At 59.0% G+C, this 16,223-nt stretch carries 15 protein-coding genes; 2 read left to right on the forward strand and 13 right to left on the reverse strand.

The genetic code is table 11. From position 1 onward, the window contains the following. Window positions 1-100 precede the first annotated feature (100 nt). Window positions 101-589 carry a 5-(carboxyamino)imidazole ribonucleotide mutase gene (gene purE / locus B3C1_RS12350; RefSeq protein ID WP_008485188.1) on the forward strand — a complete coding sequence of 163 codons (489 nt, stop codon included), beginning with the start codon at window positions 101-103 and terminating at the stop codon, window positions 587-589. Then, the gene (locus tag B3C1_RS12355; RefSeq protein WP_008485189.1) at window positions 586-1,548 is read left to right on the forward strand and encodes an ATP-grasp domain-containing protein; all 963 of its coding nucleotides are present in this window, start codon (window positions 586-588) and stop codon (window positions 1,546-1,548) included. Before purE ends, B3C1_RS12355 begins: the two co-directional genes overlap by 4 nt. Before the next feature lie 154 nt (window positions 1,549-1,702). On the opposite strand, the gene lpdA is transcribed toward B3C1_RS12355, so the two are convergent. The 13 genes from lpdA to B3C1_RS12415 all read right to left on the reverse strand — a co-directional run bounded on the left by lpdA (window position 1,703) and on the right by B3C1_RS12415 (window position 16,070). Continuing rightward, window positions 1,703-3,127, reverse strand: coding sequence for a dihydrolipoyl dehydrogenase (lpdA, locus tag B3C1_RS12360; protein ID WP_008485190.1), 1,425 nt, complete (start codon window positions 3,125-3,127; stop codon window positions 1,703-1,705). 92 nt (window positions 3,128-3,219) lie between these two features. Next, a complete protein-coding gene (aceF, locus tag B3C1_RS12365; RefSeq protein ID WP_008485191.1) occupies window positions 3,220-5,154 on the reverse strand; it encodes a pyruvate dehydrogenase complex dihydrolipoyllysine-residue acetyltransferase in 1,935 nt (644 codons plus the stop codon). Between the two features lie 10 nt (window positions 5,155-5,164). Further along, window positions 5,165-7,831, reverse strand: coding sequence for a pyruvate dehydrogenase (acetyl-transferring), homodimeric type (aceE, locus tag B3C1_RS12370; RefSeq protein ID WP_008485192.1), 2,667 nt, complete (start codon window positions 7,829-7,831; stop codon window positions 5,165-5,167). A gap of 61 nt (window positions 7,832-7,892) precedes the next feature. Then, window positions 7,893-8,672 (reverse strand): pyruvate dehydrogenase complex transcriptional repressor PdhR, encoded by a 780-nt coding sequence (gene pdhR, locus B3C1_RS12375; RefSeq protein WP_008485193.1) that lies wholly within the window; start codon window positions 8,670-8,672, stop codon window positions 7,893-7,895. Window positions 8,673-8,802: 130 nt separating this feature from the next. Then, window positions 8,803-9,603 carry a regulatory signaling modulator protein AmpE gene (ampE, locus tag B3C1_RS12380; protein WP_008485194.1) on the reverse strand — a complete coding sequence of 267 codons (801 nt, stop codon included), beginning with the start codon at window positions 9,601-9,603 and terminating at the stop codon, window positions 8,803-8,805. Then, the gene (gene ampD / locus B3C1_RS12385) at window positions 9,600-10,142 is read right to left on the reverse strand and encodes a 1,6-anhydro-N-acetylmuramyl-L-alanine amidase AmpD (RefSeq protein WP_008485195.1); all 543 of its coding nucleotides are present in this window, start codon (window positions 10,140-10,142) and stop codon (window positions 9,600-9,602) included. Before ampD ends, ampE begins: the two co-directional genes overlap by 4 nt. A 65-nt stretch (window positions 10,143-10,207) precedes the next feature. Beyond that, complete coding sequence (gene yacG, locus B3C1_RS19835) at window positions 10,208-10,381, reverse strand: DNA gyrase inhibitor YacG (RefSeq protein ID WP_008485196.1); 174 nt, start codon at window positions 10,379-10,381, stop codon at window positions 10,208-10,210. 9 nt (window positions 10,382-10,390) lie between these two features. Then, complete coding sequence (gene zapD / locus B3C1_RS12390; protein WP_156804539.1) at window positions 10,391-11,164, reverse strand: cell division protein ZapD; 774 nt, start codon at window positions 11,162-11,164, stop codon at window positions 10,391-10,393. Next, window positions 11,165-11,767 (reverse strand): dephospho-CoA kinase, encoded by a 603-nt coding sequence (coaE, locus tag B3C1_RS12395; protein WP_008485198.1) that lies wholly within the window; start codon window positions 11,765-11,767, stop codon window positions 11,165-11,167. Next, window positions 11,764-12,612: a prepilin peptidase gene (locus B3C1_RS12400; protein WP_008485199.1), complete on the reverse strand. Its 849-nt coding sequence runs from the start codon at window positions 12,610-12,612 to the stop codon at window positions 11,764-11,766. The genes coaE and B3C1_RS12400 overlap by 4 nt, the downstream gene beginning before the upstream one ends. 21 nt (window positions 12,613-12,633) lie before the next feature. Further along, the gene (locus tag B3C1_RS12405) at window positions 12,634-13,878 is read right to left on the reverse strand and encodes a type II secretion system F family protein (RefSeq protein ID WP_008485200.1); all 1,245 of its coding nucleotides are present in this window, start codon (window positions 13,876-13,878) and stop codon (window positions 12,634-12,636) included. A 9-nt stretch (window positions 13,879-13,887) separates the two neighbouring features. Next, window positions 13,888-15,597, reverse strand: a complete 1,710-nt coding sequence (pilB, locus tag B3C1_RS12410; RefSeq protein ID WP_008485201.1) for a type IV-A pilus assembly ATPase PilB — start codon at window positions 15,595-15,597, stop codon at window positions 13,888-13,890. Between the two features lie 59 nt (window positions 15,598-15,656). Further along, the gene (locus B3C1_RS12415; protein WP_008485202.1) at window positions 15,657-16,070 is read right to left on the reverse strand and encodes a pilin; all 414 of its coding nucleotides are present in this window, start codon (window positions 16,068-16,070) and stop codon (window positions 15,657-15,659) included. Between the last annotated feature and the right edge of the window lie 153 nt (window positions 16,071-16,223).

The following is a 16,223-nucleotide window of genomic DNA, read 5'->3' on the forward strand; positions in this document are numbered from 1 at the left end:
GGGGCAGAGGGAGGCAACTGAGGGAAGCGATCTTGCAAAGCAGCGGGTATAATGCCGCCCCGCAACCGTTTTCCCTTGGTTAAAAACTGCTGGAGATCCTATGAAAGTCGCTATCGTGATGGGCTCACGCTCTGACTGGGAAACCATGAAAGGCGCCTCAGAGATGCTGGACCGCCTGGGCGTGCCCCACCATGTTGAAGTGGTATCCGCCCACCGTACCCCGGAAAAGCTGGTGGAATTCGCGAAGGGCGCCCAAGACAAAGGCTTTCATGTGATCATCGGCGGTGCCGGTGGCGCCGCCCACCTGCCGGGTATGATTGCGTCCATGACGCCGCTGCCGGTACTGGGCGTGCCGGTGCAGAGCAAGGCCCTGTCTGGCCTCGACAGCCTGCTGTCCATAGTGCAGATGCCCAAGGGCATTGCCGTTGGCACCCTGGCCATAGGTGCCGCCGGAGCCGCCAACGCCGGGCTCTTGGCCGCACAGATCGTCGCCCTGCACGACGCCAAAGTAGCGGCGCACCTGGATGATTTTCGTAAAGAACAAACCGAGGCGGTGCTGGCCAACCCCGACCCGAGGCTGCCGGCATGAAGGGCCTGGTGATTGGCGCCGGCCAGCTTGGCGCCATGATGGGCGAAGTAGCCTGGCGCCTGGGCATTGAGCTGTGGCGCTACTGCCCCGACACCCACCGCTATTTCTTCGGCACCGAGATGGACGCCCGTGGTGACACCGGCCCCAGCGACTTCGACTGGGTGACCGCCGAGCGCGAGCTGCTGCCCCAGACCCCGTTTCACGGCGTGCTGCTGAACCTGGCCACCTACCAATTGGTGAGTGACCGCCTGCCCCAGAAAAAGCTCTACGACGAGCTGGGTCTGCCCACCGCCCCTTGGGGCGAGCTCAACACCGGCGAGTCTGCCGACCCGCTGCTGAGGGATATCGGCAGCAAGCTGGTGGTCAAAGCCCGCCAGGGCGGTTACGACGGCAAGGGCCAGTGGCGAGTCAGTGAGCCTGGCTTTGTATCCGAGGCTGACTGCATCGCCGAAGCCATGATCCCCTTTAGCCGGGAAGTGTCTATCGTCGGCGTGCGTGGCGCGGACGGCCGCAAGCTGTTCTACCCTGTGGTGGAAAACATCCACAAGGACGGCATCCTGGTAGAGACCCAGGCCCCGGCCGCAGAGGCCGGCAAATGGCAGGCGGAGGCCGAGCGTATCCTCGGCACCCTGATGGACCACCTGGGTTACGTGGGGGTGATGGCGGTTGAACTCTTTGATTGTGGCGACAAGCTGCTCATCAACGAGATGGCACCACGGGTGCACAACTCCGGCCATTGGAGCCAGGACGGTGCCAACGTCTGCCAGTTCGAGCTGCACCTTCGCGCCGTGGCCGGCCTGCCGCTCCCTGAAAAACTGACCTGGGTGCCCACCCGCATGGATAACCTCATTGGGGTGGCCTTGGACTACCAATGGCTGGCCGGCAACGGCAAGGTCCATTGGTACAACAAGGAACCGAGGCCGGGCCGTAAGGTCGGCCATATCAACACCTTGCTTTGATAGAACGGCTGAGCCTCTTTTAGGCGCAAAAAAGCCCCGGCGAGGTTCACCTGCCGGGGCTTTTTGTTGAGCGCGCCCCGGCCAGCGATTAGTGCCCAAGCCCAGCCAATAAAAAAGCCGCCCGGTGGGCGGCTTTTTCGCATCAACAAGAGGCTTATTTCTTCTTCTTGGCCTTGGGGTTCGGCAGGTCGGTGATGGACCCTTCGTAAACCTCGGCAGCCAGACCCACGGACTCGTGCAGAGTCGGGTGAGCGTGGATGGTCAGCGCGATGTCTTCGGCGTCGCAGCCCATCTCGATGGCCAGGCCAATTTCACCCAGCAGTTCGCCAGCGTTGCTACCCACAGTAGCGCCGCCGATGATGCGGTGGGTGTTCTTGTCGAAAATCAGCTTGGTCATGCCGTCAGAAGTATCGGAGGCGATGGCACGGCCGCTGGCTGCCCAGGGGAAGTTGGACACTTCGTACTGGATGCCTTTCTCTTTGGCTTCTTTCTCGGTCAGGCCAACCCAGGCCAGTTCCGGATCGGTATAGGCGATGGACGGAATGACTTTCGGGTCGAAGTAGTGCTTGAGGCCGGAGGCCACTTCAGCCGCCACGTGACCTTCGTGCACGGCTTTGTGGGCCAGCATCGGCTGACCAACGATATCGCCGATGGCGAAGATGTTGGACACGTTGGTACGCATTTGTTTGTCGACAGCGATAAAGCCACGCTCGTCAACGTTGACGCCGGCTTTGTCGGCATCGATGAGTTTGCCGTTAGGAGTACGGCCGATAGCCACCAGCACGGCGTCGTAACGCACGGGCTCAGCCGGGGCGTTCTTGCCTTCCATGGTGACGTAGATGCCGTCTTCTTTGGCTTCTACGGCAGTCACCTTGGTTTCCAGCATCAGGTTCATTTTTTTGCTGATGCGCTTGGTGAAGATCTTGATGACGTCTTTGTCGGCAGCCGGTACCAGCTGGTCGAACATTTCAACTACGTCGATTTCACTGCCCAGGGCTTTGTAGACGGTGCCCATTTCCAGGCCGATGATACCGCCGCCCATCACCAGCATTTTCTTGGGGATGAAGCGCAGTTCGAGGGCGCCGGTGCTGTCCCAAATCCGCTCGTCCTGCGGAATGAACGGCAGGTTGATGGGACGGGAGCCGGCAGCAATGATGGCCTGCTCGAAGTTGATGGTGGTCTTGCCGCCTTCACCTTCGACTTCCAGGGTGTTGGCACCGGTGAATTTACCGAAGCCCTGCACAACTTTGACCTTACGCATTTTGGCCATGCCAGCCAGGCCGCCGGTCAGCTGACCCAGCACCTTGTTCTTGTGCTCACGCAGCTTGTCGAGATCGACTTCAGGCTTGCCGAAGGTGACACCGTGGCTTTCCATGGTGTTGGCTTCGTCAATGACCTTGGCAACGTGCAGCAGGGCTTTGGAAGGAATACAGCCCACATTCAGACAGACACCGCCCAGGGTGCTGTAACGCTCAACGATGACGGTGTCCAGACCGAGATCGGCGGCACGGAAGGCCGCGGAGTAACCCCCCGGACCAGAACCCAGCACAACGACTTGTGCTTTGATTTCGTTGCTCATTGATTACCTCGTTATTCTTTGCGCGGTGCCACTCCTGTAGGGCACAGCAAGTGTAACGCTATAAAAACGAGGGGGCAAAGCCCCCTCATTGATTACAGAATGATTTGTCGCAGGTCGCCCAGCAGACCGGACAGGGTAGTGACAAAGCGGGCACCGTCGGCGCCGTCTATCACCCTGTGGTCGTAGGACAGGGCCAGCGGCGTCATCAGGCGCGGCTCGAATTCCTTACCGTTCCACTTGGGCTTGAAGTCCGCTTTGGACACACCCAGGATGGCCACATCCGGCGCGTTGACGATAGGCGTGAACTGGGTTCCGCCGATACCGCCGAGGCTGGAGATGGTGAAGCTGGAGCCCTGCATGTCGGCTGCGGTCAGTTTACCGGCGCGGGCCTTGGCAGAGATCTCACCCAGCTCCTTGGCCAGGTCGTAGATGCCCTTCTTGTTGACATCACGGACCACAGGTACCACCAGGCCGTTGGGGGTGTCGACCGCGATACCGATGTGGACGAATTTCTTCATCACCAGGGATTCGCCGTCGTCACCGATGGAGCAGTTGAACTTGGGATGCAGCTCCAGGGCCTTGGCCACTGCCTTCATGATGAAGATCAGCGGTGAGATCTTGAAGCTTTCCTTCTGCTTGACCAGCAGATCGTTCTGGCTCTTACGGAAGCTTTCCAGCTCGGTGGTATCCGCCTCGTCAAACTGGGTAACGTGGGGGATCTGCACCCAGTTACGGTGCAGGTTGGGCCCGGAGATCTTCTGGATGCGGCTCATCTTCACCACTTCCACTTCCCCGAACTTGCCCCAGTCGACTTTCGGCCAGTCGATCACCGACACGTTGCCGCCACCACTGGTGGCACCGGCCGCCGCTTTGGGACGGGCCAGCTCGGCTTTCACGTAAGCCTGCACGTCTTCCTTAAGGATACGGCTCTTACGGCCAGAACCTTTAACCAGGCTCAGGTCGACACCGAACTCACGGGCCAGACGGCGTACCGACGGGCTGGCGTGCACCAGGCCGGCGTGCTCTTTGGCGCCAGCTGAGGGATGATGCGGTACCGGCGGCGGCTTGGCAGCTTGGGCCGGGGCGGCGCTCGGCGCAGCAGGGGCAGGGGCAGCTGCGGCGGGGGCCGCTGCCGGGGCAACGCCCCGGGTTTCAACGCGGACAATCAAGGTGCCTTCGTTGATGGCGTCACCGGTTTTCACCAGAACTTCTTTAACCACGCCGGCAAAAGGCGCCGGGACTTCCATGGCGGCCTTGTCGCCTTCCACGGAAATCAGGCCTTGCTCGGCTTCGACGCTGTCGCCTACCGCCACCAGGACTTCAACGACCTGCACTTCACCGCCGGCATCCGGCAGGGCAACGTCTTTGACTTCCTTGGCGGCAGGAGCAGCAGCGGGAGCCGGAGCAGCAGTTTGCTCTGCCGGGGCAGCCGCCGCAGGAGCGGCCGGCGCTGCGGCGCCGGTTTCAATGATGGCCACCAGGGCGCCTTCGGAAATCTTGTCGCCGGTTTTCACCTTGATTTCGACAATCTTGCCGGCCAGCGGGCTGGGTACTTCCATGGCGGCTTTGTCGCCTTCCACAGAGGCCAGGCCCTGGTCTACTTCCACCAGGTCGCCCACAGCTACCAGCACTTCCACCACTTCCACTTCACCACCGGCGTCAGGCAATAGCACTTCCTGACGGGCGCTGGCAGCAGCCGGGGCAGCGGCAACAGGCGCTGGCGCTTCGGCCTTGGGCGCTTCTTGGGCAGCAGGAGCGGCTTCTTCTTTGGCAGGCGCAGCAGCGGCGGCGCCTACTTCGATGGTGCCGATTTTGTCACCGGTGCTGACTTTGTCGCCAGCTTTGACGGTCAGGCTCTTGATGGTACCGGCGAAAGGCGCCGGTACTTCCATGGCGGCCTTGTCCCCTTCCACGGAGATAAGACCTTGTTCCTCTTCAACGCTGTCGCCCACGGCTACCAGCAGCTCGGTGACATCCACCGCGTCGCTGCCGATATCGGGCACGATCAGATCACGAGTCTCTGCCATTGCTCTTTCCTTACGCGTACAGCGGGTTGACTTTGTCGGCGTCGATACCGAAGCGGCTGATGGCCTCGGACACCAGTTTCTTCTCGACTTTACCGGCTTTGGCCAGCTCGTACAGGGCAGCGACCACCACATAGTGGGCGTTGACCTCGAAATGGCGGCGCAGGTTGTCGCGGCTGTCGGAACGGCCAAAACCGTCGGTACCCAGTACGCGGTAAGGACCGGGCACAAAGGCACGAACCTGATCGGCGTAGAGCTTCATGTAATCGGTCACGGCGACGGCCGGTACGTCCTTGGCCAGCACACTGCTGATGTAGGGAACCTTGGCGTCGCTGTCAGGATGCAGCATGTTGAAACGCTCGGCATCCAGGCCGTCACGGGCCAGCTCGTTGAAGCTGGTGACGGAGAACACGTCCACGTCCACACCGAAGTCGTTAGCGAGGATCTGGGCCGCTTCACGGGCCTGCAGCAAGATAGTGCCGGAGCCCATCAGCTGGATCTGTGCCTTGCCGCTGCCTTTGACGGTTTCGAGCTTGTAGATACCCTTACGGATACCTTCCTCGGCACCTTCTGGCATGGCCGGCTGGTGATAGTTCTCGTTCATCACCGTCAGGTAGTAGTAGACGTTTTCCTGATCGTCGCCGTACATGCGGCGGATGCCATCCTGCACTATCACCGCCACTTCGTAGCCGTAAGTGGGGTCATAGGTGATGCAGTTGGGAATAGTGCCGGCCAGGATGTGGCTGTGGCCGTCTTCGTGCTGCAGGCCTTCACCGTTAAGGGTGGTACGGCCGGCGGTGCCGCCAACCAGGAAGCCACGGGCCTGCTGGTCACCGGCCGCCCAGGCCATGTCGCCAACACGCTGGAAGCCGAACATGGAGTAATAGACGTAGAAGGGGATCATCGGCTCGCCGTTGGTGCTGTAGCTGGTGGCAGCTGCAACCCAGTCGGACATGGCGCCCAGTTCGTTGATCCCTTCCTGCAGTACCTGGCCTTTTTTGTCTTCTTTGTAGAAGGCAACCTGGTCGGCGTCCTGTGGGGTGTATTTCTGGCCTTCACGGCTGTAGATACCCACCTGGCGGAACAGGCCTTCCATACCGAAGGTACGGGCCTCATCGGGGATGATGGGGACGATACGCTTGCCCAGATTCTTGTCTTTGAGCAGCGCCGTGATCACCCGTACGAAGGCCATGGTGGTGGAGATCTCACGCTCACCGCTGCCTTTGGTAACAGATTCGAACGCATCGACGCCGGGGATGGCCAGCTCGCCGGCAAAGCGGGGTTGGCGGCGCGGCATGGTGCCGTGCAGCTGAGCGCGACGCTCCATCATGTACTTCACCTCGGGGCTCTCGGCACCGGGGTGGTAGTAAGGCAGGTCAGCCAGCTTGTCGTCGCTGATCGGAATGTTGAAACGGTCACGGAAGTACTTGATGGCTTCCATGTCCATTTTCTTGACCTGGTGGGCAATGTTCTTGCCTTCACCGGCGTCACCCATGCCGTAACCTTTAACGGTTTTGGCGAGGATAACGGTGGGGCGGCCCTTGGTGTTTACGGCACGGTGATAAGCGGCGTACACCTTGTAGGGATCGTGACCACCACGGTTGAGGCGCCAGATGTCGTCGTCGGACATGTTGGCGACCATTTCCTTGGTCTCTTCGTATTTGCCGAAGAAGTTATCACGGGTGTACTTGCCGCCCTTGGCTTTGCAGTTCTGGTATTCGCCGTCGACGGTTTCTTCCATCAGCTGCAGCAGCTTGCCGGAGGTGTCGCGGGCCAGCAGCGGATCCCAGTAGCGGCCCCAGATCACCTTCAGCACTTCCCAGCCGGCGCCACGGAAGGTGCCTTCCAGTTCCTGGATGATCTTACCGTTCCCCCGAACGGGACCGTCCAGGCGCTGCAGGTTGCAGTTGATGATAAAGGTCAGGTTGTCCAGCTTCTCGCGGGCCGCCAGGCTGATGGCACCCAGGGCTTCCGGCTCGTCACACTCGCCGTCACCCAGGAAGCAGTAAACCCGCTGCTCGGAGCAATCTTTGATGCCGCGATCAGTGAGGTACTTGAGGAAGCGCGCCTGGTAAATGGCGGCGATGGGCCCCAGGCCCATGGATACGGTGGGGAACTGCCAGTAGTCCGGCATCAATTTCGGGTGCGGATAAGAGGACAGGCCTTGACCGTCCGCTTCCTGGCGGAAGCTGTCCAGCTGTTCCTCGGTCAAGCGACCTTCCAGGAAAGAGCGGGAATAGATACCGGGGGAGATGTGGCCCTGGAAGTAGATCAGGTCGCCACCGTCTTTGTCATTGGGTGCGCGGAAGAAGTGGTTGAAGCCCACATCATAAAGAGTCGCGCTGGAAGCAAAAGAAGAAATGTGGCCACCCAGCTCCAGGTTCTTCTTGGAGCCGCGCAGCACCATGGCCAGGGCGTTCCAACGAATGATGGAGCGGATACGGCGTTCCATGCCCTGGTCGCCCGGCATTTCCGGTTCCTGGCCAGCAGGAATGGTGTTGACGTAAGCGGTGGTGGCTTCGAAAGGCAGGTGAGCGCCATTACGACGAGCCTGATCGGTCAGGGATTCCAGCAGGTAATGGGCGCGTTCAGCACCTTCTTCGTCCATGACAGCCTGGAGCGCGTCCAGCCATTCACGGGTTTCCTGCGGGTCCACGTCATGCATAACCTTCTCTGACATGGCTTTTTCCTTATCTTGCTCTGATTGTGATTAAAGATGCGGCTGCGCTCTAAACCATAGACTAGGTTTTAGAGCCAGACGGTTTGCTTTGCAGTCGCCGCAAAGAGCGCTGCAGACGGCTTTGTTCGCGGCGGATATCCAACAAAGTTTCTTCCAGGTAGGCCAGGTGCTGCTCACAGGCGCTGCGGGCTTCCTGGGGTTTGCCGGACACAATACATTCCAGCAAATACTTGCGATGCTGCCCGACCCTTTCCGGTGCGCTGGAACGCTGGTACAGCATTTCCAGGTTCAACTGCACGTTCTGGATCAGCAGCGGTTTCATCACGCGGAACAGGTGCAGGATCACCACATTGTGGCTGGCCTGGGCTACCAGTTCATGAAATCGGGTAATGGCCTTGGCTTCCAAGGGCACATCGTCAGTGCTATGGGCCTTTTCCACGTCCACATAGGCTGCGCGGATCTCGGCAAAATCGGCGTCAGTTCCACGCAGGGCGGCGTAGTAGGCCGCCATGGCTTCCAAAGCGTAACGGAACTCCAGCAGGTCCAGCTGCCCTTCCGAGTGATGGGTCAACATCTCGAACAGGGGATTGGCCAGCTCGCCATAGATATCCTGGCTGACATAGGTGCCGCCACCCTGGCGGCGCACCAGCAGACCTTTGGCCTCCAGTTTCTGGATAGCCTCGCGTACCGAGGGTCTGGACACCTCGAACTGGGTCGCCAGCTCCCTTTCAGGGGGCAGCTTCTGCCCTGGAGCCAGGGTGCCCTCGAGGATCAAGGTTTCCAGTTGTTCCTGAATGACATCCGCCAGACGGGGTTGTCTTATCCTTTGGTAACCAGCCATGGTGTCAATTGGTCAGACCAATAGCATGAAAAGTGCACTCACCTTAGCAAAAGGTTTGCGCACTGTCTATTCGCCCAAGGTGGATAACCAGCCTGGGGCGCTGTAACCCCAAGCTGACGAGAAAAATTGGTCAGACCAAAAGTCCGAAGAGGATCAAGGCCGCAACCAGGGCCAGGAAGAACAGCAGATTGCGTTTGGCCAGGGCCACCATAAAGAGGGCCGGCTTCTCGGAACAGGGCTGGGAACAATCCACCTCTTCGGCAGCCAAGGCCACCCGCCCCAGGTAGTCTTCGTTGTCCTTAGGATGGTGCAGCAAACCTTCAAGCCACTTGGGCATGGCCCTGGAGTAATGGCCCACAAAGGCAAAACCCAGGGCGGTAAGGCGCACCGGTAACCAGTCCACCAACTTCATCAGCTTACGCGCCTCCGGCACCTCGTTGTCATGCCAATAGCGCAGTACGCCGTAAGCCAGGGCCGGCCCTACCCCACCCAACACAAAGAAGAAGAGGATGGCGCAGTAGTGGCGGTAGTTAGCCCAGAGCAGGGCCATCATGGTTCTTTCCCGGCCGCTGTAGGTGGCTGAGGTCAGAGGCGCTTCAAGGGACTCGGAGCAAAGGTCCGCCGCTTCCAGATCGCCCCGGGAAAAGGCGTTAAGCATGCGTCTGTAGGTTTGGCGCACCGCTGTGGTGCTGAGGCCGACCCACAGCAGCAATACCGCCAGCGGCCAGGACAGGATCCAGGGGCTATACCAGAGCAGCCCGTCCACCAGCAGCGACACCGCTACCAGCGCCAGCAGCAATAAGGGCCAGGGCAACTGCGGGGTGCGCAGGGCCAGAGGCAGCTTGGCCAGCCAGCTGTCCAGTTGCCAGGCTGGTGGTAGCATCAGGACCCTGTCCAGGGCCAGCAGCGCCAAAAGGGTGATCAGCATCATGGGTGAGACTCCAGGGCTCGGTAGTATGCCAGCCAGTCGAACAGGGGGCCGGGATCGCTTTTCCTTGAGGGGGCTATGGTTTCATGGGCTGTGACCCGGTCAGGTCCGATCTCTGTGACCGAAAACAGCCAACGGCTGAGTTCGGCCAGGGCCTGGTATTGAGGGGCGGTGAAGGGCAGGTGGTCAGCCCCTTCCAATTCGACTCCCAGGCTGAAGTCGTTAAGGCGCTCACGGCCCTGGAAGCACGACAGGCCTGCATGCCAGGCCCTGGCTGACAGCGCGACAAACTGCCAAACCTGGCCACTGCGCTCGATAAAGAAGTGGGCCGACACCCGCACCCCTGCAAGCCTTTGCAGCCAGGGATGCTGGTGACAATCGAGACTGCCGTCGAAAAATGCCGGCACCAGCCCCTGGCCAAACTGCTGTGGTGGCAGGCTGATGTTATGCAACACCAACAGTGACGGCGAGTCGCTGCTGGGACGCTCATCAAAATGGGGGCTGGGGTGGCGCCGGGCGCCGGGGTACCAGTCTGGTGCCATCAGTGACTCCAAAAGCATCTGAAGCCACTGTAGCATAAGCCAATAACTGGCTGAAAAGCGGTGTTTTAGTCTAAGTCGTCGGACTCGGAAGGGGATTCTTCTTCGGCGGGAATGGCCCTGTCGCCCGAGGCCCACTCACCAAGATCGATCAATTGGCAACGCTTAGAACAAAAGGGCCTGAACGGGCTCTGTTCCGACCAGGGAACGGACTTACCGCAAATGGGACATGCTACTACCAAACCTTGCTCCTACTGCCAGCTGCAATGGGTCAATACCATGGGGATATCGTCAGCCACGGCGGTGGTCTCCCCGTCATCCCCCAACGCCATCAGGCGCACCGTGTAGCGCCCTCTGTGACCGGAGACGCTAGGGTAAAGCCCAGCAGGCAGCCCGGCAAGCTGCAGCAGCACCAGGTTTTCGGCGCTGGCCTGGTAAAAGCCATTGCGGGCCAGCACCTGTTCCCGACGCCCGCCTTCCCTGACCAGATGCAAGAACAGCCCCAGGGCCCGGGCAACGGGCTCCACTTTGTCCAGCCAGGCGGCCACGTCGGCCTGTTGCAATACGGCGCTGCGCTGTTGCCAGCAAGCCAGTTGCGGCAGATCGAAAGGAGCATCACCACCGGCCACACTGAATCGGGCCCTAAGGGCCATCAACAAGGGGTCATCCCGCCAGCCAGGGGGCAGTCTTTGCTGGGTCAACAGCCATTGGCGGTGGCCTTGCAGCTCCTTGTTAAGGCCGGATAACTGCTCGGCGTCCACCCCAGGCATGGCAGCCCAGCGGCCCAACTGTTCAATGGTTCTTTCCAGATCCTTGATCAGTTCAGCCTTGATATCGCCACGCTCCAGCACATCCAGCAGATCGAACAGGGCCGTAAAAAACGGCCAATCGGCATTGTCGGCCGCCTTGAACAGGCGCCGAAGCAGATAATCGAGCCGCAGGTAGGCACGGAATTTTTCAGAAAGGGGAAACTCGAACTGGCAGTCCATGCTCCACAATACATCGTCAAAAAAATGTCGTATCAATCATAGCCTTTTTTGGGCAGCCATCGACAGGTATTGACGGTGTAAAAACTGAACCTGGGCTTTCAGGTCGGCCAGATTGCCACCATTGTCCACCACCTGGTCAGCATATTGCAGCCGCTCGTCGCGGGGCAGCTGCCTTGCCATGATGGCGTCGGCATCGGCGCTCTTGTCACGGGCTAACACCCGCTGGCGCTGCAGTTCGGGGGCGGCGTCCACCACCAATACCTGGTCGCAGTCCTTACAGAGGCCGTTTTCTATGAGCAAAGGCACCACCCACAGCACATAAGGGCTTTTGGCGTTGGCCAACTGCTCCGCCATGCTGCTGCGTATCAGTGGGTGTAACAAGGCGTTGAGCCATTGGCGCTCGGTCTCATTATTGAACACCCTTTGGCGCAGTGCTGCCCTGTCCAACTGGCCGTCGGGCTGAAGCAGCGCAGCACCAAAATGCTCGACTATGGCCGCCAGTCCCTGGGTACCGGGTTCAACCACTTCCCTGGCCACCAGGTCGGCATCCACAAGCACTATGCCCAGTTCCGCAAACAGATCCGCCACCGTGCTCTTGCCGGAACCTATGCCGCCGGTCAATCCCACCACAAAGCTCATTGGAAATAACCCAGGTACCAGGCATTGATATCCTGCCCCCAGATCAGGGCCACCCAGCCAGCTGCGGCCAGGAAGGGGCCGAAAGGCATGGGCATGCTGCCCTGACGCCGACGTGCTGCGGCATAGAGGCCCCAGATAACACCGAATACCGACGACAACAGTATGATTTGCGGCAACATCCAGGGCCCAAGCCAAGCTCCTAAGGCGGCCAGTAGCTTGAAATCTCCGTAGCCCATGCCTTCCTTGCCGGTCAGCAATTTAAAAGCCCAATAGACTGACCACAGGGACAGGTAACCTATGGCTGCGCCGAGGATAGCTTGCACCGGACTGACCAAGCCACCAATCAGGCTTAACAGCAGACCGGCCCACATCAGCGGCAGGGTGAGGTCGTCCGGCAACAGCATGGTGTCGGCGTCGATAAAAGTCAGGGCTACCAAGACCCAGGTAAAAAGCAATGCCGCCGGTAGCATGACACTGGGTCCCATATACCAGGCCACCACCGCTGATATCAGGCCGGTGGCCAGCTCTACCAGCGGATAACGGGCGGAAATAGGGGTTTTACAATGGCGGCAACGGCCACCAAGCCAAAGCCAGCTCAGCAGCGGCACATTATCGTACCAAGCCACCTCGGCCCGGCATTTGGGGCAGTGGCTGCGCGGCACCATCAGGTTGAAAGAGGGCTGGTCGGCAAGGGGTTCCAAGGCCAGCAACTCACGGCTCTCCCGTTGCCAGCGACGCTCCAGCATCACCGGTAAACGGTAAATCACCACATTCAGGAAACTGCCTACCAGCAGGCCAAACACCAAAACAAAGACCGTGAGCCAAAGTGGCTCACGGCCTAACATCATTATCCATTGCATGGGGCTTTAACCAACCACTTGTCCCAACTGGAAGATAGGCAGGTACATTGCCACGACCAAGCCACCGATGATAGGGCCAAGCACTATCATAATGGCCGGCTCCAAGAGGCTCATCAGGCCGTCCACCGCATCATCCACTTCCCGTTCGTAAATCTGCGCCACCTTGGACATCATCTCGTCGATGGAGCCGGATTCCTCACCGATCAGTACCATCTGGATGATCAATTCCGGAAACACCTGGGTGGTACGCATGGCCACGTTCATCTGCATACCGGTTTCCACTTCCCGGCGCACCTTGAGGATGGCATCGCGGTAAAGGGCATTGCCGGAAGCACCGGCCGAAGAAGCCAGACCTTCAATCAGGGGCACACCGGCGGCAAAAGTGGTGGCCAAAGTGCGGGCAAACCGTGCCAGCGAGGCTTTGTGTAGTATGGGGCCCACTATGGGGATCCGCAGCACGAACTTGTCGGTCTTATCCCTGACATTCTGCGACTTGCGGTGCATGGAGCGAAACAGCAAAGCCCCTGCGATCAGTATTGCCAAGATGACGTACCAGGAATTCTGCACGGCATGGGAAATGCTTATCCACAGTTGGGTAAAGGCTGGCAGTTCGGCGCCGAAGGAATGGAAGATATCCTCAAACTGGGGCACCACGAAGATCAGCAGTATGGCAGTGACCACTATGGCCACGAAGACGATGGCCGAGGGGTAAAACAACGCTTTTTTGATCTTGGCTTTCAGTTCTTCCTGCTTTTCCTTGTAGGTGGCTATCCGGTCGAACATGGTCTCCATGGCGCCGGAGTGTTCACCGGCCGCCACCAAGTCCCGGTACAGGGAGTCGAAGTACACAGGATACTTGGCCAGGGCCTCTGACAGCAGGGTGCCTCCCTGCACGTCGGCACTTATCTTAACCATCATCTCCCGCACGGCATCTTTCTTATGGCCCTTGGAGACGATATCCAGGGACTGTACCAAAGGTACCCCTGAGGCCAGCATGGTAGCCAACTGGCGGGTAATGGCAGCGATATCTGCCGCATCAATTTTTTGCCCGAAGGAGAACAGCGATTTGGGTTTACGCTTGACCTCCTTGGGGGTGATCCCCTGGGCCCTGAGCTGCGCCTTGATCTCGTTAATCCGGATCCCGGTCATTTCCCCCTGGACCTTTTCACCCCGGCGGTTAAGCCCTTTCCAGGTGAAAATTTCCAGCTTTTGGGCCTCTATTTTTCGTTTACTGGCCGCTGCGGTTGCCATGGCAACTCCTTAGTAGCTGGTGATCCGGTTGACCTCAGCCAGGGAAGTCACCCCCTGCCTGGCCTTTTCCAAACCGGATTGACGCAAGTTCTTGATCCCCTCCCGCTGGGCCTGGGCGGCAATATCCAGCGAGTTCCCACCTTCCATGATTATCTTGGCCAGTGCCTCTGTCATAGGCATGGTTTCGTATACCCCTACCCTTCCTTTATAGCCGCCTGTGCATTCGCTGCAGCCGACAGGTCGAAACAGGGTAAAGCCTTCTTCTATCTGCCGGGGGCTAAACCCCTGGCGCAGTAATTCGTCTTTGGGCAGATTTTCCGGCTGCTTGCAGGTTGGGCACAGGCGCCGTCCCAGACGCTGGGCGATAACCAAGGTGACGCTGGAGGCAATGTTGTAAGGCGGCACCCCCATGTTGACCAGACGGGTCAGGGTTTCAGAGGCCGAGTTGGTGTGCAGAGTCGAGAGCACCAAGTGGCCGGTTTGGGCCGCCTTGATGGAGATCTCCGCCGTTTCCAGATCCCGGATCTCCCCCACCATGATGATGTCCGGGTCTTGGCGCAGAAAGGCCCGCAGTGCCGAGGCGAAAGTCATACCGGCTTTGGCATGGATTTGCACCTGGTTGACCCCGGGCAAGTTGATCTCCACCGGATCTTCTGCGGTGGAAATATTGCGCTCTTCGGTGTTGAGGATATTCAGACCTGTATAAAGGGAGACCGTCTTACCTGACCCGGTAGGCCCCGTTACCAAGATCATGCCTTGGGGTTTGTGCAGTGCCTCAAGGTAAAGCCGTTTCTGCTCAGGGTCATACCCCAGCATATCGATCCCCAGCTGCGCAGAGCTGGAGTCAAGGATACGCATAACGATCTTCTCGCCCCACAAGGTTGGGAGGGTCGAGACACGAAAATCGATGGCTTTTTTGCGGGACAGGCGCAGCTTGATGCGACCGTCCTGGGGGATACGCCGCTCGGCGATATCCAGTTTGGACATGACCTTGATACGGGCTGCCAGACGATTGGCCACCGACACCGGTGGCGCCGCCACTTCATGGAGAATGCCGTCGATGCGAAAGCGCACCCGGTAGCTCTTCTCGTAGGGCTCGAAGTGCAGGTCCGAAGCGCCCTTACGGATAGCGTCCATCAGCAATTTGTTGACGTAAATGACGATAGGGGCGTCATCGTCCTTGCCAGTGGCAAGGTCACTTTCCTTCTCGTCTTCTTCATCCACGGCCAGGTCGGCAAGCTCTGAGTCGTTGACGTCACCTATATCCAGGCTGGCGCCGGTCTTTTCCAGCAGCTTGTCTATGGACTTGGCCAACTCGTCGGCGTTAACCAACACCGGCTCGGTGGGCAGGCGCAGGTTAAAACGAAAGTCTTCCAAGGCCGCCTGGTTGGACGGGTCGGCGGTAGCAATAAAGATACGATTCTGGCGCTTGAACAGCGGCAGTACAGCATGCTTTTGAATGAGCTGCTCATTCAAAAGGGTGCTGGGAATGGTATCGACATCAAACTTGCTCAGGTCGAAAACCGGCAAGCCGTATTGCTCGGAGAGGAACTTGGCAAAAGCCTCGGCGCTCAGCTCCGACTTCTTAAGGACGTCAAACAGGGGGATGAGCCCGGAGTGGTTTTCCTTAAGCAGTTCTTCGGCTGTGGCTTGGGTGATCTTGCCTCGCCTTAGGAGAAGGGCGAGGGTGCCTTTGGCAACGGGAAGGAATCCTGACATGGGTTAACCGAAGCAAGTGGCAAGAGGAGGGTAAGAAACCCTCCTCTCATCCATCGCTTTTAGCACAGGTTGTTAGCTACGCAACTACCACCCTTAGTCCAGGTAACGGCACCAGCACTGGCTGCACCTGTCAAAATATATTGGTCAGAAGTGCTCAAACCACCTGCGTTTGCTGCTGTAGCGGTGATCACTGGCGCAGTCATTGAACCAGTTACGGTGATACCATTAACGTACTGAGCGCCGGTGGCACCAGCAATCAGCGGGCCAGTCGCACAGGATGCCAAAACTGTTTCGCCAGTCTGGGTGCACACCTCTATCTGAGTTTTGATCGCACCAGTGGATGCTACGACCTCAGCAAAACGCGATTTTTTGGTGTAGTTCTGATAAGCAGGCAGCGCGATGGCAGCCAGGATGCCTACGATCGCGACCACGATCATCAGTTCGATCAGGGTAAAGCCTTGTTGTTTCTTCATGGTAAATCCCCTCTTCTACAACTTTGTTTTGTTAAGGTGCCCGCAAGCAGGGCTGAACCAATTATTAACGCCCGATGCGGCTTTCGCCAAGGGGCTTGTCAAAATTTTGTTGCCTATGTCAAGGCTTGGGGGATCCTCAGGCAAGCCAACCAG

Source organism: Gallaecimonas xiamenensis 3-C-1 (genome assembly GCF_000299915.1).
Lineage (GTDB): Bacteria > Pseudomonadota > Gammaproteobacteria > Enterobacterales > Gallaecimonadaceae > Gallaecimonas > Gallaecimonas xiamenensis.